Genomic DNA, 25,469 nt, shown 5'->3' with positions numbered 1-25,469 from the left:
GATGACCGATCTTTATCAGTCCCAACGTGCCATGCGTCAGATGCGGCGGCAGGCTTTGCAACGCGGTGTGATTGCGATTCTGGATGTGGGCAGCTCGAAAATCGCCTGTCTTGTGCTGCGCTTTGACGGAACCGGTCGGCTGAGCGAGGACAATACCATCGGTTCCATGGCAGGTCAGACCGGTTTTCGCGTCATCGGTGCCGCGACCACCCGGTCGCGGGGTGTCCAGTTCGGCGAAGTCACAGCCATGCAGGAAACCGAACGTGCCATCCGCACCGCGCTTCAGGCCGCACAGAAGATGGCCGACATCCGCGTCGATCATGTGATCGCCTGTTTCTCGGGCGCGAACCCGCGCTCTTACGGGCTGGATGCGCAAGTCGATCTGGACGGTCAGATCGTGACCGAGGCCGAAGTGGGCCGGGTTCTGAACGCTTGCGACGTGCCGGATTATGGTGACGGGCGCGAAGTGCTGCATGCTCAACCGGTGAATTTTGCGCTCGACAACCGGTCTGGCCTGATCGACCCGCGCGGGCAGATGGGCCAGAGCCTTGCGGTCGACATGCATATGCTGACCGTGGATTCGTCAGCGATCCAGAACATCGTGCGCTGTATCAAGCGCTGTGATCTTGAACTCGCGGGTATTGCCAACTCGGCCTATGTCTCGGGCATCTCGGCGCTGGTCGAAGACGAGCAGGAACTGGGCGCGGCCTGTATCGACATGGGCGGCGGCACCACAAGCGTGTCGATCTTCATGAAAAAGCACATGATCTATGCCGATTGCGTGCGCATGGGCGGCGATCACGTGACCGCAGATATTTCGATGGGCCTGGGTGTACCTGCCGCCGTGGCGGAACGGATCAAGACATTCAATGGCGGCGTTCATGCCACCGGGGCCGACGACAGGGATATGATTGATATCGGTGGTGACACCGGCGATTGGGAACACGACCGCCGCACCGTCAGCCGCGCTGAACTGATCGGCATCATGCGCCCGCGTGTCGAGGAAATTCTTGAAGAGGTCCGCGTCCGGCTGGACGCCGCCGGGTTTGAACATATGCCAAGCCAGCAGATCGTGCTGACCGGCGGCGGCAGCCAGATCATGGGGCTGGACGGGTTGGCCACGCGCATCCTCGGTCAGCGCGTTCGCTTGGGCCGCCCCTTGCGCGTGCATGGCCTGCCGCAATCAGCCACCGGGCCCGGGTTCTCATCCGCTGTCGGCCTCAGCCTGTTTGCGGCCCATCCTCAGGACGAATGGTGGGATTTTGAAATCCCGGTCGAAACCTATGCCGCACGCCCGTTCAAGCGCGCCGTACGGTGGTTCCGTGACAACTGGTAGAGTCCTGCGCGGGGGTGCTCTGTGCGCGGCGCTGCTGCCTTGCTGGGCCTCGGCCCAGACCATGATCACGCCCGAAGCGTTTCTGGACGCGGCGGTCGGAAAAACTCTGACATTCTACGAAATCCGCAGCGGTGGCCTGGTGGGAACCGAACAATTCCTGAACCGCCGCATGTCGGTCTGGCGCGAAGAGGGGCAGGGCTGTGTCTACGGGCAGATCACGACGCCAAACGGTCAGTTGTGTTTTCTGTACGACAATGACCCGGACGGCATTCCGGTCTGTTGGTGGCCATTTTTGCATGAAGGTCGTTTGATGGTGCGGCTTGCCTCATTCGTCGATGGGGAAATACAGGAAGTGCGATCCATGACGGACCGCGGCCTGGACTGTCCAAATGCACCGCTCAGCTGAAGAAACCGGTTGCAGCGTTTCGATTTATCCCTCAAGATATCCACAAGGCCCGAAAGAGGCCTCGCGGCAGGACCTGAGCAGTTTTCCGCAGTGTATATGGCAGTCGATCAGAGCGCGATGAACGAATGTGTCCTCGCGTTCATGCCGGTTGTCTAGTGATGGTCGCCGTTGTTTCCGCTATATCTGGCATGACCTGCGAAATGCCGCCGGTTTATGCCTTATTTCCTCCATATTTTGTGGGAAAACGCGATTTTTGACGTGACCTTTTGGCATCAGGCCGTTAGAATCGTACAAGGATAGGTAAGAAAAACACCGCTTTGGCGGGACATAAATACAGGCGGACAGAGCATGACATTGAATCTTTCGATGCCCGGGCACGACGAACTGAAGCCTCGGATTACAGTATTTGGCGTTGGCGGCGCAGGCGGGAACGCCGTCAACAACATGATTGAAAAACAGTTGGACGGCGTTGATTTCGTGGTCGCTAACACCGACGCACAGGCGCTGCAACAAAGCCAGTCCTCGGCGCGGGTGCAACTGGGCGTGAAAGTCACCGAAGGTCTGGGGGCAGGGGCCCGCCCGACCGTAGGCGCAGCCGCCGCCGAGGAAAGCATCGAACAGATCGTGGACCACCTTGCCGGCGCTCATATGTGCTTCATCACTGCTGGTATGGGCGGCGGTACCGGAACGGGGGCTGCTCCGATCATCGCGCAAGCCGCGCGTGAGCTGGGTGTACTGACCGTCGGTGTCGTCACCAAGCCCTTCCAGTTCGAAGGTGCCAAGCGGATGCGCCAGGCCGAAGATGGGGTTGAGGCGCTGCAGCAGGTTGTCGACACGCTGATCATCATCCCCAACCAGAACCTGTTCCGCCTGGCCAATGAAAAGACCACCTTTACCGAGGCGTTCTCGATGGCTGACGACGTTCTGTATCAGGGCGTCAAAGGCGTGACCGACCTGATGGTGCGCCCCGGCCTGATCAACCTCGACTTTGCCGACGTTCGCGCCGTGATGGACGAGATGGGCAAGGCGATGATGGGCACCGGCGAGGCAACAGGCGAAGACCGCGCCATCCAGGCGGCGGAAAAGGCTATTGCAAACCCGCTGTTGGACGAAATCAGCCTCAAGGGCGCCAAAGGCGTGCTGATCAACATCACCGGCTCGCACGACCTGACCCTGTTCGAGCTGGACGAAGCCGCCAACCGCATCCGCGAGGAAGTGGACCCCGAGGCCAATATCATCGTCGGCTCGACGCTGGATACCGCTATGGAAGGCGGAATGCGCGTGTCGGTTGTTGCGACCGGCATCGACGCCAGCGAAAAAACGACCGAAGTCCCGGTGGCGCGCCGTTCGATGTCCGAACCGCTGACCCGCACGGTTTCGGCTGAAGAGCATATTCAGGAAGAAGCCCGGGTGGTTGCCGACGCAGCAGAGCCCGTCCCGCAGCCGGAAGAAAACCGCGAACCTTCGCTGTTCGAAGCCGCTGAAGAGCCGGCGCAGCCGCAATTCCAGCCGCGCGACGAGCGTGACGAGGATGGCCTGCCGCCGCCCGCTTATCAGCCGCGTGTGGCCGAATTCGAGCCGCAGCCCGAGCATGTTGAGCCCGCGCCCGAGGCATTTGTGGCACCGCGCGGACATGCTGCTGGCACCCCGTCGCCCGAAGCATTGCAGCGTTTGCAGGCCGCTGTGCAGAAGGTTCCGTCGGCGCCACAGCGACCGGCAGCGCCTCGCCAACCCGAAGCGGTTTCGCAACCGGAACCCGAGGAGCGGTCGCGTTTTGGCTTCAATCGTCTGATCGATCGGATGACCGGCCATGCCTCGGATACTCCGGCCCAACCGCCGCGGCAGCAGCCCGTTTTGCGACAGTCCGAGGCGACCGCGCCGCTTCAGGAAGAGGCCGATCCGGATCAGGACCGTATCGAAATTCCGGCCTTCCTGCGCCGTCAAGCCAACTGATCGCGGTAACAAAATCCACTCAAAGGGCTGCCATTTGGCGGCCCTTAATTGTTTATTAACAGTAACTTGCAACTATGTGAGCAGGGTTTTGCCGATCTGTTACATACATGTTTCAATCGGTTGCAAAGAGTGAGTTGAGCCTTGACGCGGGCTTCCTTAACTCAGTGTCCAACACGGCCCAAGCAGGCTGGACACTACTCACTGAGGCCCATTTTGCAACATACGCTCAAATCTCCGGTCACGTTTAAAGGCGTCGGGCTGCACAGCGGCAAGCCGGCGACCATGGTCCTGAAACCGGCGGCGGCTGGTCATGGCATCTGGTTCAAGCGGACGGATATTCAACTGGGCGACGCGATGATCCCGGCGATCTACTATGCGGTTGAACGGACCCCGCTTTGTACGCGTCTGGTGAATGATGCCGGTGTATCGGTTTCCACCGTCGAACATATCATGGCTGCATTGGCCGGATGTGGCGTGCACAACGCGCTTGTCGAGATCGACGGCCCCGAAGTTCCGATCATGGACGGCTCTTCGATCGAATTTGTGCGTGGCATTATGGCCAGAGGCGTGCGCCGTCAGGCCAGCTCGGTATTGGCCTATGAGGTTCTGAAAACCGTCACCGCATCCCGCGAAGGCGCGAGCGCCAGCCTTGCGCCCGCTGACGGGCTGATCATCGACTTCCATATCGATTTCGAAGACGGTGCCATTGGCAGCCAGAGCAAAACGCTGGACATGCGCAACGGTTCCTTCGCGCGTGAACTCAGCGATTGTCGCACGTTCTGCCGTCGCACGGATGTCGAGGCGATGCGCGAAAACGGGTTGGCTTTGGGCGGCACGCTTGAAAATGCCGTGGTCGTTCAGGGCGTCGAAGTTCTGACACCGGGCGGTTTCCGCCGGGTCGACGAGGCCGTGCGTCACAAGATGCTGGACGCCTTGGGTGATCTCTATCTGGCTGGTGGGCCGATTTTGGGTCACTTCACCGGAAACAAGTCGGGTCATTCGCTGACCAACACATTGCTGCGCAACCTGTTCGAAACGCCGGGCGCCGTACGTCCGGTACTGTGCACGCCGGAACAGGCCGCGCGCCTGCCGGGGCAGGGGCTTGTTGTCAACGAAATTCCCGAAGTGGCCTGATCAGATCAACTCTGACGACATTTGCGCCAGAAGTCGCATAAGGCGTTTTGCACCGGAATTTTCTGTGCTAGACCATGGCTCAAATCGGGGCAAACCCCATTAAGCAAGACGACAAGGATGGGCGGTATGGTTGGCAGCAAAGCGGCAGTCAGATTCGCGGGTGCGATTCTTCTGGCAGCAGTTTTGACGGCATGCGGCAACGCCGGCGGCCTTTTTGGCAACAAGGGCGCGGACCGTGAACAGAATCTGGAAGGGTTCACGCCGGAACAGATCTATACCCGAGGTGAATACGAACTGTCGCAGAATCGCTCGGACGATGCGGCGTGGTATTTCTCGGAAGTAGAACGTTTGTATCCATATTCGGATTGGGCCAAGCGCGCGCTGATCATGCAGGCGTTTTCGTTCCATTCGGACCAGAATTACGAAGAAAGCCGCGCGGCGGCGCAGCGCTATATCGACTTCTATCCGACGGATGAAGATGCTGCTTATGCGCAGTATCTGCTGGCGCTCAGCTATTATGATCAGATCGACGAAGTCGGTCGTGACCAGGGCCTGACCTTCCAGGCGCTGCAATCTCTGCGGACCGTGATCGAGGTCTATCCCGACAGCGAATACGCCACATCGGCGGTTCTGAAGTTCGATCTGGCCTTCGACCATCTGGCAGGCAAGGAAATGGAGATCGGGCGCTACTACCTGCGTCAGGATCACTATGTCGCGGCGATCAACCGGTTCCGAGTTGTGGTCGAAGACTTTCAGACCACATCCCACACCGCCGAAGCACTGTATCGTCTGGTCGAGGCCTATCTGTCGCTTGGCCTGCTGGACGAGGCGCAGACCGCAGGTGCCATTCTTGGCTACAACTACCAGTCCTCGGAATGGTATGACGATGCGTACAAACTGTTGACCTCTCGCGGGCTCGATCTCAAGAGCCGCGGTAACAACTGGCTCAGCACGATTTATCGTCAGACCATCAAAGGTGAATGGTTGTAATCGCGATGGCCTTTGGTCCGGGACGCTGAAGACCACATGCTGCGCGCCCTTGATATCCGCGATATGCTGATCATCGACCGGCTGGAACTGAGCTTTCAGCCGGGCTTGAACGCCCTGACCGGCGAAACCGGTGCGGGCAAATCGATTCTGCTGGATTCGCTTGGCTTCGTGTTGGGCTGGCGAGGGCGCGCGGAACTGGTGCGGCAGGGGGCCGCGCAGGGTGAGGTCGTCGCTGAATTCGAACTCTCTGCCGATCATCCCGCACATGCGATTCTGGCCGAAGCCGGCCTGCCGGGGGGCCAGGAACTGTTCCTGCGTCGCGTCAACACGGCCGAGGGGCGCAAGACCGCCTGGGTCAATGATCGCCGCTGCTCGGGCGAAGTTCTGCGGGCGCTGTCCGAGACCCTGGTCGAACTGCATGGTCAGCATGATGACCGCGGTTTGCTGAACCCACGTAGTCATCGGGCAATGCTGGACGAATTCGCACAGGTCACGGAGCTGCTGACAAAGGTGCGAACCGCCTGGGCCGCGATGTCCCGTACCCGCAAGGCGCTGGCCGAGACCGAGGCCGCTCTGGCTGCCGTCCGCAGCGAGGAAGAATTCCTGCGTCACGCGGTCGCCGAACTTGACCAGCTTGACCCGCAACCCGGTGAGGATGCCGAACTGGATGCCCGCCGCCGCATGATGCAAGGGGCCGAGCGGATTCGCGACGATGTTGCGCGTGCCTTTGCCCTGTTGTCCGGGGACGGGGCGGAAGGGGCCATGTCCGACGCCATCCGCTGGCTGGAAGGCGTCTCGGACAATGCGGGCGGCCAGTTGGAAGAACCGATAGCAGCGCTCGGGCGCGCGATGATCGAGTTGGGCGAGGCGCAGGATGGCGTGCATGCCTGCCTTCAGGCGCTGGACTTCAACCCGGTGGAATTGGAACAGGCCGAGGAACGCCTGTTTGCCATCCGTGCGCAGGCCCGCAAACATGACGTGGCCCCGGATGATCTGGGTTCGTTTGCCGAAACTCTGCGTGACCGGCTGAACCGGTTGGAGGCAGGGGATGCCGACCTGGCAGACAGGCGAGCAGCCGTGGACGCGGCGCAACGGGCCTATGACGCCGCCGCAGCCGACCTCAGCGCTGCGCGCAAGGCCGCCGCCGGGCGGCTTGACGCGGCCGTCATGGCGGAACTGGCCCCGCTCAAGATGGAACGCGCCGTATTCCAGACCGAGATCACCCCGGCCGAACCCGGCCCCGAAGGCACCGACGCGGTGGCCTTCACCGTGGCCACCAACCCCGGTGCGCCGGCGGGGCCGCTGAACAAGATCGCCTCGGGGGGTGAACTCAGCCGCTTTCTGCTGGCCCTCAAGGTCTGCCTGTCTGGCGACGACAGTGCCCGGACGATGATCTTTGACGAAATCGATCGTGGTGTCGGTGGGGCAACAGCCGATGCCGTCGGGCGCAGGCTGGCGTCGCTGGCGCAGGGCGGGCAGGTTCTGGTTGTCACCCATTCCCCTCAAGTCGCCGCACGGGCGGCGCATCACTGGCGGGTGCAGAAACAGGTTACCGACGGACAAACCCTATCCACCGTCATTCCTCTGGCCGAACCGGATCGGGTGGACGAGATCGCGCGCATGGTGGCCGGCGACACCATCACCGAAGAAGCCCGTGCCGCCGCCCGGGCTCTGTTGCAGGCCTGATGCGGCGATGGCGTGAATTGGTGCTCACACTATCGCTATCTCACTTTTATATGGGCGCTCCGTGGCTTACTAAGGGTTAAGTGATGATCCCCGAGGGCCAATGACCCAATCGACCCGCACCGTTCTGCGCAACCAGTTCAATCAGGCTCTGGCCGCGATCAAGGATGCGTGGCGGGTCATGCTGCGCCGGGGGCCGAGCCAGATCCAGTTCTGGTTCATTGCGCTGGCCATCGGGATCGCGGCCGGTTTCATGGCGCTTGGCTTCCGCAAGGCCATCCGCGCGCTGCAAGCCTATCTTTACGATACCGATGACATCCTGCTGCTGCACAGCCACGCCGAGAAACTGCCATGGTTCATGGTTCTGATCATTCCCATCTTCGGTGGCCTGGTCGTCGGCATCATCCTGAACCGGTTCACCAATGACGGGCGCGTCCGGTCGGTTGCCGATGTGATCGAAGGTTCGGCCATCACCGACGGGCGGGTCGAGGTCAAGGCGGGCATCGCGTCGTTCTTCGCCTCGCTGATCACGCTCAGTTCGGGCGGGTCAACAGGCCGCGAGGGGCCGGTGGTGCATATGGCCGGAGTGATTTCCACATGGGTCAGCAACCGCATACACGCGGATGGGATCACGGGACGTGACCTGTTGGGATGTGCCGTCGCTGCGGCCGTGTCGGCCAGCTTCAACGCCCCCATTGCGGGGGCCTTGTTCGCGCTCGAGGTCGTGCTGCGCCATTTCGCCGTTCATGCCTTTGCCCCGATCGTCATCGCCTCGGTCGCGGGAACGGTGATCAACCGGCTGGAATATGGCGACGTTACCGAGTTCACGCTGGAGACGCCGGGATCGCTGCAATTTTATGTCGAGCTTCCGGCCTTCCTGATCCTGGGCCTGATCTGCGGACTTGTCGCGCTACTGCTGATGCGGTCGATTTTCTTTGCCGAGGATATTGGCAGCCATATCCAGAACCGCCTGTCGATTCCGGCCTGGCTGCGCCCTGCGGTGTCCGGGGCGATGCTGGGGCTGATGGCGATCTGGTTTCCGCATATCATCGGCGTGGGGTACGAGACGACAATTCGCGCCCTGACCGGTGATCTTGTGCTGACCACAGCCATCCTGTTTGCGGTGATCAAAACGGTCGCGGTGGCGATTACCATGGGCGGGCGCATGGGCGGTGGGGTGTTCTCTCCGTCTCTGATGGTCGGCGCGTTGACCGGGCTGGCCTTCGGTCTGATCGCCACCGGGTTGCTGCCGGATGTGTCGGGCACGCATACGCTTTATGCCTTTGCCGGAATGGGCGCCGTGGCTGCGGCGGTGCTGGGCGCGCCCATCTCGACCACTTTGATCGTTTTTGAACTGACCGGCGATTGGCAGATCGGCCTTGCCGTGATGGTCAGCGTGTCCATGTCCACGGCCTTGGCCTCGAGACTTGTGGACCGGTCTTTCTTCCTGACGCAGCTGGAGCGGCGTGATGTCCACCTGGCCGCGGGGCCGCAGGCTTATCTGCTGGCAATGCTTCGCGCCGGAGCGGTGATGCGCCCGCTTGGTGATCCGCGGTCGATCTCGAAGGAAGAGGCGCAGGGGCTGATCGACCAGGGCCTGTGCATTCAGGCCAGCGCCACGCTGGAAGCCGCCATGCCCTATTTTGATCGTGACGACATCCCCTGCATTCCGGTTGTCATTCTGGAAAACGACGGCTCTGAAACACCGGTTGGGGCGCTCTATCACGTCGATGCGCTCAAGGCATATAACAGGGCGCTTGCGGCCACGGCTGCCGAAGAGCATTCCTGAGTTTCACTCACCATACACGCTGGCTGCGTCGCCCAAATAATTGTCCCACGCAAACCAATAGGAAACATGACCGGCGACTCGTGGCAAACGCGTTCCATCCGGCCCGATCAAAGCCTCTTCCGTGACGGTCCAACCGTTCCCCGCGCTATCCTGCAACCCGCTTTGCGTCGCCCGGAACGCATGCGTTTTTCGCTCATAGGCCCGCACGCTGCGCTCTTTGGGATCGCCAATCAGAACCAGAGGTGTCCGACCGATTGCATCGTTGATCACCGGTTTGCCCTTGAACGCATCCAGAGGCCAGGCGCGGGCTGCACCAAACTGGCGCACGGCAAAGACGTAATCCTTCTGCCGATGCCGGGACTGATCCACAACCGCCGGGAACATCAGCTCGCTCGAGGCGAAATAGTCTCGATAAACCACCCCTGATCCGTAATTGCGCCGATGCCCGGTGTTCAGCGACAGAACACGGGTTTTGGGATGCGAGGTCCTCCAGCTATCCCATGTCGTGATCACCACCGGGCGCTGTTTCAACGTGATGCCGCTGTTCGCCAAGGGCCCCACAACAGGCCTGCCGGTATACTGGTTCCACAGCGAATGCGTCTCTCGGTCAAACATCAGCTTGTTCGAACGATAGAGGAAACCTGACGACCCGAAAATGAACGGTTTTCGCCGCCCCGCCACCTGGGTTTCAAACAGGATGCCCGACCCGCAAAGCGTGCAATAGGCCAGCGCCACGGGCACGCCACCGATCACCTCGTTGAACATCTCATGCCAGCCCATGATCCGCAGGGGATAGGCGCGCTCATCCCCGTTGATGGCCACGCCGAATACCAGATCATTGCCTTTCAGATACCCCGCATTCGAAGCAGAGATCAGGGTGGGATTGTCCAGAGACGGAATGCCATCCTTGTACACACCGCCCCAGGCGATCTCTTCCAGGCGGATCTTCATCTTGTCGCGTTGCAGATATTCGGGCCGCAGGAACAGATCGAAGTTCGGGTCGATCCCCAGAAGAACCTCGCGCTTGAACGGGATCAACGACGGATGAGGGACAATCTGCGGGTTTCGTTCTTGCCACAGCATCCACTCGAACCAGTCATTGCCGTGCCGTTGCCCGGTCAAGGCCTCCATCACCTCGACAATCTCATTCCGTCGCCTGTCGGCATAACGCATCGCAGTCAGCAACCCGGCCACGACATCCGGCTGGCCGCGGTCCTTCAGATACGCCATCTGCGCCTCAAATGCGGTCCGACGCCCGCTCAGCGTGCTGCGCAACGCGTCCAGAACCGGATCCTGCTGCGCCCACAGCACACCGGGTGCCATTGCACCAGCCCCGATCATCCCAGCAAAACCGCGACGTGACATCGACATGGAAGCCTCCGGTGTTACCCCGGAGCAAGTGTGCCGCAAATGCCGTTCACGTGCATGCCACAGCTGCGTGAGGTGGGCGCGGGGGCTGGCGTTAGATCTGCTCCACCTTCACCGATTCAGCCGGGTAGAATGCCAGATGGTCCTTGATCTCGGCCACTGCCTGAATCGGATCCTCATAGCTCCAGACCGCGTTGTCGGTCACGGATGACTTGTTGACGATGGAAAAATGCGTCGCGTCGCCCTTGCCGGGGCAGTGGGTCACCTTGTCGGTCCGATCCAGAAACGCCATCGCAATATCGTTGCGCGGGAAATAGATCACAGGATCCTTGTCGCCTTCAAGCAGTTCCAGCGCGTTGTTCGTTTCGCCCAGGATCGCACCGCCCGAGCGGACAGTCCATTTGCCCGGCGCTTTCCGGATCGTGATCTCAGCCATTCCTCTTCCTTCCGTCGTCGTATCAGGGCCACCCCTCTGCCTGTTTTATGTAACAGACCCGTGTCAGATTGGGGCAGTTGCGGCATCCAACCACAGTTGTGCGTCATGTCCCAGCCTTGGGCGGATTTTTTCCGCAACGTCGCGGTGATAGGCATTTAGCCAGTCGCGTTCGTCGGTCGTCAACATATCGACCATGATCAGTCTGCGGTCAATCGGTACATAGGTCAGCGTGCGCCAGTTCAGCATCGCGCGTTCGGCATCGCCGCCGGGAAGCAGAGGAGCGTCTTCCACCACCACAAGGTTTTCGATGCGGATGCCAAAGGCGCCTTCCCGGTAATACCCGGGTTCGTTTGACAGGATCATGCCGGGTTGCAGCGGTACATGGCTGACTTTGGACAGCCGCTGCGGCCCTTCATGCACGCTCAGATAGGCGCCGACCCCATGTCCGACCCCATGGTTGAAATCCTGTCCCGCAAACCACAGCGGCACGCGGGCCACACATTCGATATCCCGCCCGGAAAGGCCCGCAGGCCAGCGCAGCATCGACATGGCAATCATGCCCTTCAGCACCCGGGTGAAGCAGGTTTTTTCCTCAGTTCCGACGTCACCTATGGCGATGGTTCGGGTGATGTCGGTGGTGCCGTCCAGATACTGCCCGCCACTGTCCAGCACCAGAATATGGCCGTGTTCCAGGCGGTTGTCGGTCTCTTCCGTCACGCGGTAATGCATGATCGCACCGTTCGGACCCGTGCCTGCAATGGTATCGAACGAGATGTCCTGAAGCGCATTGTCCTTGCGCCGGTTTTCTTCCAGCCGGGTGACAACCTGTGTTTCGGTCACGCTGCCCGGGGCCTGTTGGTCCAGCCAGCACAACGTCTCGATGACCGCCACCGCATCGCGCAAATGCGCCTCGGCGCTGCCCGCGATTTCAGCCGCATTCTTGCAGGCTTTGGGCAGGGCGCAGGGATCGCCGCCATCCGTCATCGCGTCACCCAGCGCATCGGCCACGATCTGAGGTACCGAAGCGGCATCCACCTGCACCGGACCGACCAGAGCCGCAACCGCTTCCAGAAAATAGCCCACAGCGCGCAAGGTCACCTGAGAGCCCAGATGATCCCGTACCCCGGCTAGTTTTTCTGCCGCCATGAACAGATCGACCTGACCACCTGCATGAAGAATGGCAAAGCCGTGGGCCACCGGGTTATAGGCGATATCCGACCCACGGATATTCAACAGCCACATGATGGAATCCGGCAGGGTGATCACCGCTGCCTTGTGCCCGGCCTGCCGAAGGTCTTCGGCCAGACGGGCGATCTTGCTGTCCGCACCTTCCCCTGCAAATTCGATCGGATGCGCCTTGACCGGGTTCATCGGCGGTTCCGGTTGATCGGCCCAGATCCGGTCCACAAGGTTTTCGCACCTTACCAGTTCGATGCCCGATCCATCCAGATCACTCAATGTGCCGGAAATCTGCCCTGCCGCATGCAGCCACGGGTCAAAACCGATCTTGCCGCCGTTGGGCAATTGCTGTTTCAGCCAGGCGCTCAGGCTTACCTCGGGCCAGGGGACCGGGGTGAAATCTGCGGCAACTTGTGCCTTGACCTGGGTGCGATACCGCCCATCGATGAAAATTCCGGCCACGTCGCGCAGAGCGGCGCAAAACCCGGCCGAGCCCGTGAACCCGGTCAGCCAGGCCAGACGTTCATCGCGCGCCGCGACATACTCTCCCTGATGCGCATCCGCCCGCGGGATCAGAAACCCGTCCAGCCCTTCTTGCACCATCTGTTCGCGCAAGGCGGCCAGCCGCGGTGGCCCCTGTTCCGGACGGGCGGTCACTTCGAAGGATTGGAACATGGGCGGCCTCATTCACATCATTTGAGCGTGACCCTGAGGCGCATTTCAAAAAATGTCCAGACGGGAACACCCCGCCTGAGCAAGCCGATGATCAGCTACGAAAAACATGTCACCCTCGGGGAAATGCGCCCGCCGGGCAGAAGATCAGCCTCAGCCGGCCTTTCTCATCCCCATGACCCGCGCCCGCGCCCGCGGGTCACTGTCAAACAGAGCTGCCAGTTGTTCGGTCATCGCGCCGGCCAGTTGCTCTACATCGGTGATCGTCACCGCCCGGTCATAATACCGGGTCACGTCATGGCCGATGCCGATGGCCAAAAGTTCGACCATCTTGCGTTTTTCGACCATCGCGATCACGTCGCGCAGGTGTTTTTCCAGATAGTTGGCCGGGTTCACGCTCAGCGTCGAATCATCGACCGGCGCGCCGTCCGAGATCACCATCAGGATCTTGCGCTGCTCGCGCCGCGCCAGCATCCGGCGATGCGCCCATTCCAGAGCTTCCCCATCGATGTTTTCCTTCAGCAGGCCCTCTTTCATCATCAGACCCAGATTGGGCCGCGCACGACGCCAAGGGGCGTCCGCGCCCTTGTAGATGATGTGGCGCAGGTCGTTCAGACGGCCCGGCTGTTGCGGGCGGCCATCGTTCAGCCATGCCTCACGTGCCTGACCGCCTTTCCACGCCCGCGTGGTAAAGCCCAGAATTTCGACCTTTACATTGCACCGCTCCAGCGTCCGCGCCAGAACATCGGCACAGATGGCGGCGATCGAAATCGGACGTCCGCGCATCGACCCCGAATTGTCCAGCAGCAGCGTTACCACCGTGTCGCGGAACTCGGTGTCTTTTTCGACCTTGAAGCTCAGCGGAGTGGTCGGATTCGCCACAACTCGTGCCAATCGGCCCGCGTCCAGAATGCCTTCCTCGCGGTCGAACTCCCAGCTGCGGTTCTGCTGCGCCTGCAATCGGCGTTGCAGCTTGTTGGCCAGACGCGACACCGCGCCTTTCAAGGGCTCCAGCTGCTGATCCAGATAGGCCCGCAGACGTTCCAGTTCGGCCGGTTCGGCCAGATCCTCGGCGGCGATCTCTTCGTCATGAGTGTCCAGATAGACCTTGTAATCCGGGTCCGCTTCAGATGCCGGCGGTGGGGCAGGCGGTTCCAGAGGCGCCTCGCCATCCGGCATCTCAGCCTCGTCACCCATCTCGTCTTCGGCCATTTCGTCCATCGAGACCTGGGCCTGAGACTGATCCTGCTGCTCTTCCTGCGTCTGCTCAGGGGTCGCGTCGGCGTCCTGTTCGTCCTGATCATCCTGACCGGTGCTGTCCGGATCGGGCTGTTCTTCGGCGTCTTCCTCGGCCTGGTCTTCCTGCTCGTCGTCCAACTCATCGGGGTCATCCCCAAGCTGGTCGCCATATCCCAGATCCTTGATCACCTGACGGGCGAATTTGGCAAACTCCGCCTGATCCGAGAGAATCTCGTCCAGATTCTCCAACGTCCCACCCGCTTGCTCTTCGATGAATCCACGCCACAGGTTCATTATGTTTTCGGCAGCAGGCGGAAGATCACGCCCGGTGGCCAGATGCCGGATCAGGTAGCCTGCCGCAACCGAAAGAGGTGCATCGGCGGGTTGCTTGCACTGATCATACCCACGCCGGATTGCTTCATGCCCGATCTTGACGTCGATATTGCTGGCGGTGCCCGGCATGTCCCGCGCGCCCATCGCCTCGCAGCGGGCGGTCTCCATCGCCTCGTACAGATCCCGCGCCATATCGCCCAGGGGCGCATAGCGCGCATGGGTCGCGTCGTCATGATACTTGCGATGCAACGCCAAGGCGTCCGCCGTGCCACGCGCCAACAGCACTTCTTCGCGCGTCATCCGGCGCGAGACCTGAGGCAGCCGCATCGACTCGCCCGTCATGCCCGAAGGGTCCACCGTATAGGTCACCGACAGTTCGGGGTCATCGGCCATGACTTTGGTGGCCTCGGCCAAGGCCTTCTTGAACGGATCGGCGGGGTTGTCGTTCTTCTGTGCCATGTCCTTAAGCCCTCATAGTACTGGCCTGCCCGGCGTCGAAAACAGTAACGGATCCGTCTTCATCTGGCCAAAAATATCCCCGCCGGAGGCATTGCGCCCGCTCCGGGCGCAATTCGGGTGCTTACCCCAAGCTCGCACTCGCGGCGCTTTCAGGCAACTCCTCATCGAAGCAGCGCTGATAGAACTCGGCCACGGTCTGGCGTTCCAGCTCATCGCACTTGTTCAGGAAGGACAGGCGGAACGCATAGCCCACGTTGCGGAAAATCTCGGCGTTCTGAGCCCAGTTGATCACGGTCCGCGGACTCATGACGGTGGACAGATCGCCATTCATGAAGGCGGTCCGTGTCAGGTCGGCGACGGTGACCATCTGGCTGACGGTCTTGCGTCCCTCGGCGGTGTTGTAATGCGGTGCCTTCGACAGAACGATCATCGTCTCGGCGTCGTGGCTCAGATAGTTCAGGGTCGACACCAGCGACCAGCGGTCCATCTGCGCCTGGTTGATCTGCTGCGTGCCGTGATACAGACCCGTGGTGTCGCCCAGACCGACCGTGTTGGCGGTGGCAAACAGGCGGAAGTTGGGGTTCGGGGTGATGATCTCGTTCTGATCCAGCAGGGTCAGCTTTCCGTCATGCTCCAACACACGTTGGATCACGAACATCACGTCTGCGCGGCCCGCATCGTATTCGTCGAACACGATGGCAACCGGGTTGCGCAACGCCCAGGGCAGGATGCCTTCGTGGAACTCGGTCACCTGCTTGCCGTCGCGCAGTTTGATCGCGTCCTTGCCGATCAGGTCGATCCGGCTGATATGGCTGTCGAGGTTCACACGCACGGCGGGCCAGTTCAGACGGGCAGCGACCTGTTCAATGTGGGTCGATTTGCCGGTGCCGTGATAGCCTTGGATCATCACGCGACGGTTATGGGAAAAGCCCGCCAGAATCGCCAGCGTGGTTTCCGGATCGAACTTGTAGGTATGATCGATCACCGGCACCCGGTCGCTGCGCTCGGCGAAACCCTTGACCGCCATGTCGCTGTCAATGCCGAACACGTCACGGACCGAGATATCCTCGGTAGGTTTTGCGTTGATATCGATCGATCCGTCAGCCATGCGCCTAGTCCTTATCCTTTGGCCCGTTCACCGGGTTTGAACCCGTGTGTGGTGCAACATATTGCGGGCAAGGGCAAGGGAAAGCGAAAGGTGCCCAGAGGTGCGCATGTTTTTCTTGCAAACTGGCCCTATCGTTGCGCGTGGGGTGTCATTCCAGAGTGATGACCCACGCTACGATTTGGCACCTCGCGTTAACAAGCTTTGAGGCCGATTGCGCATAACCCAGAAGTCCTCGGTGAAAGGCTGGCAACAACCTTTGTGCCTCGTTCAAATGCAAACATTAACATACTAACATTGAAATGCTGCTTCGGCGCGTTAACATGTCTTTTAGATGTGGTTTTTGGCGTTCTTTGTGAGTTTGTGAGGTCCGTGGTGTTCTGTTCAGTCAACACACGGAGGGAACTTGTTCGTTGCGAGTTCCCTTGTGGTCCAACCTGCTTGGCGGATACAACGTATGTCGTTTGATGTCTTACTTCATTCGGTCAACACAAGCGGGCAAGGCGACTTGATCGTCCAAAACAAGACCGATCCAGCCACTGTCTCGGGTCAAACGATTTCGATCAACGGTGGTCCGTTCGTACCCTACACGTATCTCGGACAAGGTAACTACAGAGGTACCGGCGAATCTGGTGAGTTTATTCAGGTTGGAACCGAAATCTATGCCTGGGACACCAACAACCCCACCGGGCCAATGACAACCGGAAACTGGCAAATCACAACCGGAGATCTTGATCCAAACAATCCGCCCTGTTTTGTTGCTGGAACCCTGATCGAGACCGAGGCCGGTCCACGCCCGGTCGAGAACCTGATGATCGGTGACAGAGTGTGCGTGTCAGGTGGGAAAACGCTGCCGATTTTGTGGATCGGGAAAAAAGTGCTGAGTGCACAAACACTGGCTTTGCAACCGAAATTTAGACCCGTTCGCATTCGGCGCGACGCGATTTGTAAGGGTCAACCCAACCAGGATGTTTTTGTGTCCCCGCAACATCGGATCATGCTGGAAGGCTGGCGCGCCGAGTTGTTGTTCGGACAAGATCGGGTCTTTGTTGCGGCAATCCACTTGGTGAATGACGGAACAATTCAGCAGGTGCACACGGGTGAAGACATCACATATTACCACATTGCCTGCTCTCGACACGCGGTATTGCACTCGCAGGGGCTACGTAGCGAAAGTCTTTTTCTGGGCGACACAGCGCTGAAGTCTTTCTGTCGTGAAGACGTCGAAGAACTGCTCGCACTGTTCCCCGAATTGCGTGACGGCACCGCAGTGTCGCAGCAAACTCGCTTAAGTTGTTTGAAGCGCCGGGAAGCAATTGCATTGCGAAGCTCATACCCGGACTAAAGCGCGAATAGTTGTAATCCGAACCGCCCCTGGTTTGATCCCTGGCCTCAACAAACCCCTTAAAATGTGTTCTCTCGGATCAGTTGCCTTAGGCAATTTCTCAGTGCAGCACCGTTGTGATGGCCTTACACATCTGTGCCTTGGGTCAACTGTCGCTTGACTATAGCGAAAACCAAAGCTCGTCTTTGCGAAAGCCACCTTTTACCAGACGGTCAGCTTTCAACACATCCGGAAACTCGTCTACCCAATCCCGAAACCGGTCATTTGTGACGATGCGTGCCTTGCTATCCCGCGCCGCCTGCAAGATCAGCGGGTCCGCAGGTGTCCCTTTGGGGGCCACCATGACCTGCTTGGATCGTAGGCCCAGGGCGCGGCTCAGCTTTCGGTCGTCCATATAGTGGCCTTCGACTTTGTACCCGACATTCGCATCGAACATGACGCCCGGTTTGAACCCTGCGCGCTTCAAAGTCTCAAGGACCTTCTTCAACGTACCCAGATCCGGCGTGCCATCTTTCCAGTGCATGACGTTCGAGCCGTCCACGATGATCCATGTATTGGCCCGGCGCCACCTGAACAAGGCCCGTATGAACAGGGTTGTGCTGGCCATCACGCAAATCAGCGCCAAAAGGAACAACCAATCCGCGTCAGTCGGAATGAAACTGGCAGCGATGAGCCCGCTTAGCGAGACGAGCAACAGGCAAATGGATGTGCGCAACGAACTTGATCCCTGGAAACTCCTGCCCCAAATCCTCCACCACTTTCGTGTGGAATGAAACAGGGTTCCATACGGAACTTGCGCAGTTTTTTCAGGTTGTGTCGTCTGCGGCACCCAACCATTCAGGCAGGGCGCGCCGCGAACGCAAAGCAAGCAAAGCCGTGCCCTTACTTGAAGTTCCGGCTGTCCTTGATCTGATCCCAGGCCCAGACAACTTCCTGCAACTGCTCTTCCTGCGAGCGGTCGCCGCCGTTCATGTCCGGATGCAGCACTTTGATCAGCTTCTTGTACGCTTTGCGAACTTCGGCCTTGGTCCAGCTGTCATTGGCCTCGAGAATCTCGATCGCACGGCGTTCGGTCGGCGGCAGGCGTCGTCCGCCGCCACCCGTCGTGCGGCCTTTGTTCTGCGTGCTGTTGGCACCAAGAACCTGATGCGGATCCTCGATCCCCAAACGGGCCCAGGCACGTGCTTCGGGGTCGCCCATCGGCTTGGTCTCGCGCTCCCAAACCTTGTCTTTCGAACGCTGCGCGTTCAGCTCGGCTTCGGTGGTGCCGTCAAAGAAATTCCACTTCTGGTTATATTCCCGCACGTGTTGCTGGCAGAACCAGAAATAATCATCCAGGACATCCGGTGCTTTTGGCGCGCGGAACTTTCCCGGCTCTTCACATCCCTCGTGGTCACAGATCCGGACCGAGGTTTCAGAGGCACCCGACATGCCCCGGCGTCCCCGCGGATTCTTCTTTTTGGCGCTGGAAACGGACATATCGAATCCGAAGGGGTCTGATTTCGCCATGCTCTAATCCTCAAGAACGCGTCTTTTCGACTCGGAGGCAGCAGTTTAATCTAAGCAGCCGAAAGTAGAAGAGGGGTGCGGCAATATTTTTGCCGCTAAGCAAAAAAATGAGTGTGACCGACGAGATCCGAACCCGCCTGCAAGCCGCCTTTGATCCGCGCGAGCTTGAAGTGATCGACGACAGCGAAAGCCATAGGGGCCATGCGGGATATCAGGAAGGTGGTGAAAGCCACTTCAACGTTCGTATCCGCGCCAGCGCATTCGAAGGCAAATCCCGCGTCGCCTGCCACCGTGCGGTACACAAGGCGCTGGGCGACATCGTGCCGCGCATCCACGCGCTGGCCCTGGATATCGGCGTCTGAAGACCTTTACGTGTCAACTAGCCTCCATCTGCGCGGACGGCGTAGATGCCGAGATGGCGTATTCCTCTTGTGTCATGACCTCTTCGATTCCCTCGAACAGGGGGGTCGACAAGTATCGCTCGCCGGTGTCCGGCAACATGACCAGTATGACAGAGCCTGCCGGCGCGGATTCGGCCAGCTTCATGGCCACCGCAAAGGTCGATCCGCCCGAAATCCCGGTGAATATCCCTTCTTCGGCTGCAAGCCGGCGCGACCATGCGATCCCTTCGGGTCCGGGAATGGGGATCAACTCGTCATAGTATGAATTGTCGATGGCTTCCTGAAGAACCCAGGGGATGAAATCCGGTGTCCAGCCCTGAATCGGGTGGGGCTCGAAATCGGGGTGGCTTTCGGTCGGCTGATGGTCAGCGTTGCGCGTATTGACGTAACCTGATGATACGATTGCGGCATTTGCCGGTTCGGTCAGGATGATCCTGGTGTCGGGCCGCTCTTTCCGCAGTATGCGCGAAACACCCGAAACGGTGCCACCGGTCCCGTAGCCCGTCACCCAATAATCCAGCCGTTGCCCTTCGAAATCGGCAAGAATTTCGCGCGCCGTCGTGTTTTCGTGAATATCGGCGTTGGCAGAAGTTTCAAACTGGCTGGCAAGGAACCATCCGTTTTCCTCGGCCAATTCCTTGGCCTTGGTATACATGCCGAACCCTTTTTGCGCCTTGGGGGTCAGAACAACCTTGGCGCCCAGAAACCGCATCAGCTTTCGCCGTTCGACCGAGAAGCTCTCGGCCATTGTCACGACCAGAGGATATCCCTTGGCCGCACACACCATGGCCAGCCCGATCCCGGTGTTGCCGGATGTCGCTTCGACAACGGTTTGTCCGGGCTTCAGCCGCCCGTCACGTTCCGCCGCCTCGATGATGTTCAGCGCCAGTCTGTCCTTGACCGAGCCTGCCGGGTTGAAGGCCTCGAACTTCACATAGACGGTCACATGCTCGGGCGCGATCCGATTGACCCGAATGCAGGGCGTGTCACCGACCGTGTCTAGAATGCTGTCATACAGGCGTGTCCGCCCTTGTGTCTGCCGAATAGCCATTTCGATGTCCCTCCAGAATATCCGGCTAACATGCCACAGATTACCCGAGGGTGTAGCCCTTTTTGCTTTCCAATATGGTTATAAAGACAATGGCCGAACCCGGATTGCCTCGAGATACGTCAGTGAGAAAACGGACGTTCTGCACAAGACCACAGGTCGATTGCATTTGGTCTGGCGGTCGTACCAGCCCCCAGGCCTATGTTTTCGAAGGGCAGCTTTCATCAACGGCGTCATCAGACCGCTTCAACGACAAAGGCGGCTCGTCCGTCTCTGCGGCAATTGGTTTCGGGGCCTGTACCTCTTCGGGACCCGGAATCGGCTGGGCCAGCGGGGTGTCATCCATCTCAGGTACTGCGCCGACCCACGAGGCATCGATTTCCTCTTCCACCACGCGGCGGAACACCAGCACATTGCGCCAATTCGTGGTCGATCCGGTCAGACCCGAGCGTTCCTCGCTGGGCAACAGCTCGGCCCGCTGGTATTCCCAGCCATCCTGACCCATCTGATTCAGCAGTTGCTCGACCGAGACGGCAAAGCGGCCCTCGGCCGTTTTCACGCCTTTGGCTTTGACACCTTTTTGCGGGGCGGGGATGACCTTGTATTCGTAGCGCTTCATCTACTGTTCCTAAATGCGTTTCCGCGCCAACTTAACACGCTGCCCCCCGGGTGAAAGAGCCCTTGCCCATCCGGCGGAATTCAGCTCTGATCATTCGCTTCGGCCTGTGCCGCCTTGGCCACAACCGACAGGCACAATTCCGTCGCCAGCGCCATGTCCTGCACTGAAATCCATTCCAACGGGCCGTGAACGCATTGCATCCCGGTGAAGATGTTGGGGCAGGGGGTGCCGAATTCGGTCAGGCGGGATCCGTCCGTGCCGCCCCTGATCGGTACCGACAGCGGCTCAACCCCCAGTTCGCGACACGCATCCCGCGCCAGCTCGACCGGAGTCATGTCGTTTTCTAGCCAATACCGCATGTTGCGGTACTGGTGGCTGATGTCGCAGGTGATGGTTGCGCGCGGCTCCGTGGCCTGCACGGCGGCGCAGACCTGCCGCACGATGTTTCGTTGCGCCTCCAGCCCGTCCATCTCGAAATCACGCAGGATCAGCTTGATCTCCATCTCGGATGATCCGCCGTTCATGTCAGTGACATGGATGAAGCCTTCGCGCCCGTCCGTGGTTTCCGGCGTCATGGTGGCCTGAGGCAATGTCTGCACGATCTTTGCCGCCAGATGCGTGGCGTTCACCATCTTTTCCTTGGCCAGGCCGGGATGGATCGAAACACCCTCGATCCGGATTACGGCGCGGTCGGCCGAGAAGCTTTCATACTCGATCTCACCCACTTGCTGCCCATCCAGCGTATAGGCAAAATCCACGCCCAGATCCTTGGGAAGTTGTTCCGTGACGCCCCGGCCGATCTCTTCATCCGGAGTGAACGCGATACGAATAGGGCCATGTGGAATGTCCTGATTTTCGATCAGGTGCCGCGCCATCGTCATCAGGATCGATACACCGGCCTTGTCGTCCGCGCCCAGCAGGGTTGTGCCCGACGCGGTGATCAGGTCGTGGCCGATCTTTTCGGCCAGATAGGGGTGGTCATCCGGAGAAAGAACCAGATCCGGGTTGTCCGGAAAGGTGATGTCGCCACCGTTATACCCCTTGATCACCCGCGGCTTGACGCCGGTTGCGTTGAACTGAGGGGCCGTATCGACATGGGCCAGAAAGCCCACGGTCGGCCCCGGCGCCGTTCCGGGAATGGTCGCGACGACAACACTGTCGCCCGTCATCTCAACATCCTGCGCGCCGATCTGGATCAGCTCATCACGCAACAGGTTAAGCATGTCGAACTGGATCTGAGTGCTCGGGGTCGTCGGGGATGTCTCGTCACTTTGACTGTCGATGGCGGCATAGCGCACCAGCCGGTCTTCGAGTTCCTGATCAAATCTGCTTTGCATAATACCTCACCTCTCTGTGGCGGAGGAAAGGGCGCGAAAAGCAGGAAGTCAAGCCGATGGCTTGACCCCAAGTCTTGAGATTTCGTGAGAAACCGGATTGTACAAACCCGCCAAAGATTGCCGGCAGGCTTGTAAAAAAAGAAAGGTTTACGAGCCCAGCTTCTTGCTGACCAGTTCGTTGACGGCTTTCGGGTTCGCCTTGCCGCCGGTGGCTTTCATGACCTGACCCACGAACCAGCCCGCCAGTTTCGGGTTCACCTTGGCCTTCTCGACCTGCGCCGGGTTGGCGGCGATGATCTCGTCCAGCGCGGCCTCGATCGCGCCGGTGTCGGTCACCTGCTTCATGCCGCGTTCCTCGACGATCTGCGCCGGGTCGCCGCCTTCGGTATAGACGATCTCGAACAGTTCTTTGGCGATCTTGCCCGAAATCGCGTCCGAGGCGATCAGGTCAATGATCCCGCCCAGCTGCGCGGGCGAAACCGGCGAGCCGGTGATGTCGCGGTCGTCTTTCTTCAGGCGGCCGAACAGCTCGTTGATGACCCAGTTCGCCGCCAGTTTTCCGTTGCGGCCCTTGGCCACTTCCTCGAAATAGGCGGCGGATTCGACCTCGGCGGTCAGCACAGATGCGTCATAGTCGGTCAGTCCGAAGTCATTGATGAAACGCGATTTTTTCTCGTCGGGCAGCTCGGGCAGCCTGGCGGCGATATCATCGACCCAGGCCTGCTCGATTTCCAGAGGCAGCAGGTCGGGGTCGGGGAAATAGCGGTAATCATGCGCTTCTTCCTTGGACCGCATCGAACGGGTTTCACCCTTGTCCGGATCGTACAGACGCGTTTCCTGCTCGACCTCGCCGCCGGCCTCGACGATGGCGATCTGACGACGGGCTTCAACCTCGATCGCTTGCTGGATGAAGCGCATCGAGTTCATGTTCTTGATCTCGCAGCGCGTGCCCAGATGCGAAAAATCCTGTGTTTCCTGATACTTCTCATAAGCACCCGGCAAACAGATCGAGACGTTCACATCGGCCCGCAGGTTGCCGTTTTGCATGTTGCCGTCGCAGGTGCCCAGGTAACGCATGATCTGACGCAGCTTGGCGATATAGGCCGCGGCCTCTTCCGGCCCGCGGATGTCGGGGCGGCTGACGATCTCCATCAGGCAGACACCGGTGCGGTTCAGGTCGACGAAGGACATTTGCGGATCCATGTCGTGGATCGACTTGCCCGCGTCCTGCTCCATGTGGATACGCTCAATCCGCACCTTGCGCGCGGTACCGTCGCCCAGTTCGACCAGCACTTCGCCTTCGCCCACGATCGGGTGGTAGAGCTGGGAAATCTGATACCCTTGCGGCAGGTCGGGGTAGAAATAATTCTTGCGGTCAAAGGCCGATTTCAGATTGATATCCGCCTTCAGGCCCAGCCCGGTGCGCACGGCCTGTTCCACGCAGTATTCATTGATCACCGGCAGCATCCCCGGCATCGCCGCGTCCACGAAGGCCACGTTTGAATTCGGCTCGGCCCCGAATTGGGTGGATGCACCCGAAAACAGCTTGGCATTGGATGAGACCTGAGCATGCACCTCCATCCCGATCACCAGTTCCCAATCGTGCTTGGCCCCGGCAATGGTTTTGGGTTTGGGCATTTCGTATGTCAGATCGAGCATGGCGCGCCTCATTTCCGCAGAAGTCTAAGCCTGCGTATTAGGCCCGGGAGGGCCTAGGGGCAAGGGGGAATCCTGTCGTGTTCAGTTCTGGGAAAACCGCAGGCCCGACGGTGTGAATGTCACATCCATTCCGCTGCGCAGTTCTTCCCGGAACAGATCCGAGATGGCGCGCAAGGCATCGCGCTGACCGCGCGCTGCAAATCGTTCGGGCGAGTTTATGCGGACGGAATTGTTGAAACCGTTGGCCGCATGCGCCCAGATCAACGGGTGCAATTCTGTCAGGTGATCGCGGATAAGCCGGTTTGCCGTGTCGCGCATCTGCGAACGGACAAGGTCGGCCTGATCGTTCAGGCCAAATCCGTTCTGGACAGTGATCGCGCAGTAGGATGACAGCATGTTGATCATCTGCTGATCGGGCCGCAGGCGCAGGATATCGCGCAGACCTTCAAGGAAATACTCGATATCGACGCGGGCACAGGCCTCTTCGTCCAATGCAATGGCGTCGAACTGAACCCATGTGTATCCGCCCGCGCCCCAGATATCCTGTGTCCTGGCGGCTGTACGCAAGGCTTGCAGCTCCAGCTCTTCGTAGCTGCCGAACCACCGGGGCAGAAGGTGGCTGCCCATCGCGCGCATGTGGCGCTGATTGCATGGATCCAGCGTGATCAGCCGTTCGTATTCTTCGGCCACCCGCGCGTTGGATTTGCGCTGACCAGCCAGCAGCGCACATCCGGTCGCTGCAATCAGGGGGCTGTCGGGAGCATCCTTTCTGCATTTGGGCAGGATTGCTGCGGCCCGGTCGAAATGCGCGGCGCAGCGTGACCGGTGCAAAGGTGGCAGCGTCGCGTCCGAGGCCGTTCCGCGCCATGCCCAAGCCAGATCGATATGGGCAAGAGCAACGACGGTGGCGATCATCGGGTCATCAGGGTTGTCCGCCATCTCGCCTTCAAGTTCCGAGATGCCACCCAACAGGTCGTAATCCGAAATGGCCGCGCCATCCGAGAGCGCATGTTCAGCGGCCAGAACAACGTCAGATCTGGCACCGAAGGCCAGCAGATCGGCCACCGGCATACCATCTGCAACGGCGGCGCGATCCTGATCAGCCACGCGCATTTCCTGCGACAGCTCTGCCCAGCGGTCCTGCCGGGCGAGGTAGCGGCCATGTGCGATCGTGGAATGTCCGATCAGATCATCGCGGTCGGGTTTTGCAACGGGAATATTGAGCTGACCCTGCTCGGGCAAGGCGGCCGCAAGCGCGGATTTTGTCGCGCACAGGTCTGCTGAAGCATTTGTAGGAGTAGCTGTGGATGGGGCGAACAGTGCCCTTAGCGACCGAAACATGGCGATACTCAAAACTGTAAAAACGTATAACTGACACCGAAGTCTGGCGGGATATCGGGTTCAAATCAAGTAAATTGCCTAATAATTTCTTTCTTTTGTGTCCAATTCGCCCCTCAAAGGTCCAGTGT

General features: G+C 59.9%; 21 protein-coding genes. 9 read left to right on the top strand and 12 right to left on the bottom strand.

Annotated elements, in window-relative coordinates; genetic code table 11:
- The first annotated feature begins 1 nt into the window (after position 1).
- The 7 genes from ftsA to FIU92_RS11205 all read left to right on the top strand — a co-directional run bounded on the left by ftsA (position 2) and on the right by FIU92_RS11205 (position 9,291).
- The gene (gene ftsA, locus FIU92_RS11235) at positions 2–1,336 is read left to right on the top strand and encodes a cell division protein FtsA (RefSeq protein ID WP_152459898.1); all 1,335 of its coding nucleotides are present in this window, start codon (positions 2–4) and stop codon (positions 1,334–1,336) included.
- The gene (locus FIU92_RS11230; protein ID WP_152458652.1) at positions 1,323–1,742 is read left to right on the top strand and encodes a hypothetical protein; all 420 of its coding nucleotides are present in this window, start codon (positions 1,323–1,325) and stop codon (positions 1,740–1,742) included. The genes ftsA and FIU92_RS11230 overlap by 14 nt, the downstream gene beginning before the upstream one ends.
- A gap of 348 nt (positions 1,743–2,090) precedes the next feature.
- Positions 2,091–3,695, top strand: a complete 1,605-nt coding sequence (ftsZ, locus tag FIU92_RS11225; protein ID WP_152458651.1) for a cell division protein FtsZ — start codon at positions 2,091–2,093, stop codon at positions 3,693–3,695.
- Positions 3,696–3,908: 213 nt separating this feature from the next.
- Positions 3,909–4,829 carry a UDP-3-O-acyl-N-acetylglucosamine deacetylase gene (gene lpxC, locus FIU92_RS11220; RefSeq protein ID WP_152458650.1) on the top strand — a complete coding sequence of 307 codons (921 nt, stop codon included), beginning with the start codon at positions 3,909–3,911 and terminating at the stop codon, positions 4,827–4,829.
- Between the two features lie 126 nt (positions 4,830–4,955).
- Positions 4,956–5,819 carry an outer membrane protein assembly factor BamD gene (locus FIU92_RS11215; protein ID WP_152458649.1) on the top strand — a complete coding sequence of 288 codons (864 nt, stop codon included), beginning with the start codon at positions 4,956–4,958 and terminating at the stop codon, positions 5,817–5,819.
- A gap of 36 nt (positions 5,820–5,855) precedes the next feature.
- Positions 5,856–7,505, top strand: a complete 1,650-nt coding sequence (recN, locus tag FIU92_RS11210; protein ID WP_152458648.1) for a DNA repair protein RecN — start codon at positions 5,856–5,858, stop codon at positions 7,503–7,505.
- 100 nt (positions 7,506–7,605) lie between these two features.
- The gene (locus tag FIU92_RS11205) at positions 7,606–9,291 is read left to right on the top strand and encodes a chloride channel protein (protein ID WP_152458647.1); all 1,686 of its coding nucleotides are present in this window, start codon (positions 7,606–7,608) and stop codon (positions 9,289–9,291) included.
- 3 nt (positions 9,292–9,294) lie between these two features.
- Here FIU92_RS11205 and FIU92_RS11200 read toward each other — a convergent pair whose 3' ends face one another.
- From FIU92_RS11200 to cobS, 5 genes are all read right to left on the bottom strand, one after another.
- Positions 9,295–10,662: a DUF3179 domain-containing protein gene (locus tag FIU92_RS11200; RefSeq protein WP_152458646.1), complete on the bottom strand. Its 1,368-nt coding sequence runs from the start codon at positions 10,660–10,662 to the stop codon at positions 9,295–9,297.
- Positions 10,663–10,753: 91 nt separating this feature from the next.
- The gene (locus tag FIU92_RS11195; protein WP_152458645.1) at positions 10,754–11,095 is read right to left on the bottom strand and encodes a DUF427 domain-containing protein; all 342 of its coding nucleotides are present in this window, start codon (positions 11,093–11,095) and stop codon (positions 10,754–10,756) included.
- 63 nt (positions 11,096–11,158) lie between these two features.
- The gene (locus tag FIU92_RS11190) at positions 11,159–12,949 is read right to left on the bottom strand and encodes an aminopeptidase P family protein (protein WP_152458644.1); all 1,791 of its coding nucleotides are present in this window, start codon (positions 12,947–12,949) and stop codon (positions 11,159–11,161) included.
- 150 nt (positions 12,950–13,099) lie between these two features.
- Entirely contained in the window at positions 13,100–14,977 is a 1,878-nt protein-coding gene (cobT, locus tag FIU92_RS11185) for a cobaltochelatase subunit CobT (protein WP_152458643.1), read from the bottom strand.
- Positions 14,978–15,098: 121 nt separating this feature from the next.
- Positions 15,099–16,085, bottom strand: coding sequence for a cobaltochelatase subunit CobS (cobS, locus tag FIU92_RS11180; RefSeq protein ID WP_152458642.1), 987 nt, complete (start codon positions 16,083–16,085; stop codon positions 15,099–15,101).
- 454 nt (positions 16,086–16,539) lie between these two features.
- On the opposite strand from cobS, the gene FIU92_RS11175 reads away from it, so the two are divergent.
- Positions 16,540–17,427 carry a Hint domain-containing protein gene (locus FIU92_RS11175; protein WP_152458641.1) on the top strand — a complete coding sequence of 296 codons (888 nt, stop codon included), beginning with the start codon at positions 16,540–16,542 and terminating at the stop codon, positions 17,425–17,427.
- A 160-nt stretch (positions 17,428–17,587) separates the two neighbouring features.
- Here FIU92_RS11175 and FIU92_RS11170 read toward each other — a convergent pair whose 3' ends face one another.
- Together FIU92_RS11170 and FIU92_RS11165 are read right to left on the bottom strand one after the other, a co-directional pair.
- A complete protein-coding gene (locus FIU92_RS11170) occupies positions 17,588–18,142 on the bottom strand; it encodes a hypothetical protein (RefSeq protein ID WP_254705299.1) in 555 nt (184 codons plus the stop codon).
- 167 nt (positions 18,143–18,309) lie between these two features.
- Positions 18,310–18,936 (bottom strand): J domain-containing protein, encoded by a 627-nt coding sequence (locus tag FIU92_RS11165; protein ID WP_152458640.1) that lies wholly within the window; start codon positions 18,934–18,936, stop codon positions 18,310–18,312.
- 107 nt (positions 18,937–19,043) lie between these two features.
- Between FIU92_RS11165 and FIU92_RS11160 the strand changes: the two genes are divergently transcribed.
- Positions 19,044–19,298 (top strand): BolA family transcriptional regulator, encoded by a 255-nt coding sequence (locus FIU92_RS11160; RefSeq protein WP_152458639.1) that lies wholly within the window; start codon positions 19,044–19,046, stop codon positions 19,296–19,298.
- A gap of 13 nt (positions 19,299–19,311) precedes the next feature.
- Here the strand turns inward: FIU92_RS11160 and FIU92_RS11155 are convergent, their stop codons facing one another.
- The 5 genes from FIU92_RS11155 to FIU92_RS11135 form a co-directional block, all read right to left on the bottom strand.
- On the bottom strand, positions 19,312–20,388 hold the full coding sequence (locus tag FIU92_RS11155; RefSeq protein ID WP_152458638.1) for a PLP-dependent cysteine synthase family protein: 1,077 nt from the start codon (positions 20,386–20,388) through the stop codon (positions 19,312–19,314).
- A gap of 196 nt (positions 20,389–20,584) precedes the next feature.
- A complete protein-coding gene (locus FIU92_RS11150) occupies positions 20,585–21,004 on the bottom strand; it encodes a DUF4177 domain-containing protein (protein WP_152458637.1) in 420 nt (139 codons plus the stop codon).
- A gap of 80 nt (positions 21,005–21,084) precedes the next feature.
- On the bottom strand, positions 21,085–22,341 hold the full coding sequence (gene pepT / locus FIU92_RS11145; RefSeq protein ID WP_152458636.1) for a peptidase T: 1,257 nt from the start codon (positions 22,339–22,341) through the stop codon (positions 21,085–21,087).
- Positions 22,342–22,488: 147 nt separating this feature from the next.
- Positions 22,489–24,000: an Asp-tRNA(Asn)/Glu-tRNA(Gln) amidotransferase subunit GatB gene (gene gatB, locus FIU92_RS11140; RefSeq protein ID WP_152458635.1), complete on the bottom strand. Its 1,512-nt coding sequence runs from the start codon at positions 23,998–24,000 to the stop codon at positions 22,489–22,491.
- A gap of 81 nt (positions 24,001–24,081) precedes the next feature.
- Positions 24,082–25,341 carry a hypothetical protein gene (locus tag FIU92_RS11135; protein WP_253282402.1) on the bottom strand — a complete coding sequence of 420 codons (1,260 nt, stop codon included), beginning with the start codon at positions 25,339–25,341 and terminating at the stop codon, positions 24,082–24,084.
- Positions 25,342–25,469: the final 128 nt, after the last annotated feature.

This window comes from Ruegeria sp. THAF33 (genome assembly GCF_009363615.1).
Taxonomy (GTDB): domain Bacteria; phylum Pseudomonadota; class Alphaproteobacteria; order Rhodobacterales; family Rhodobacteraceae; genus Ruegeria.
The sequence above is the reverse complement of the archived record's forward strand: the minus strand, read 5'-3'. Positions and strand labels throughout refer to the sequence as shown.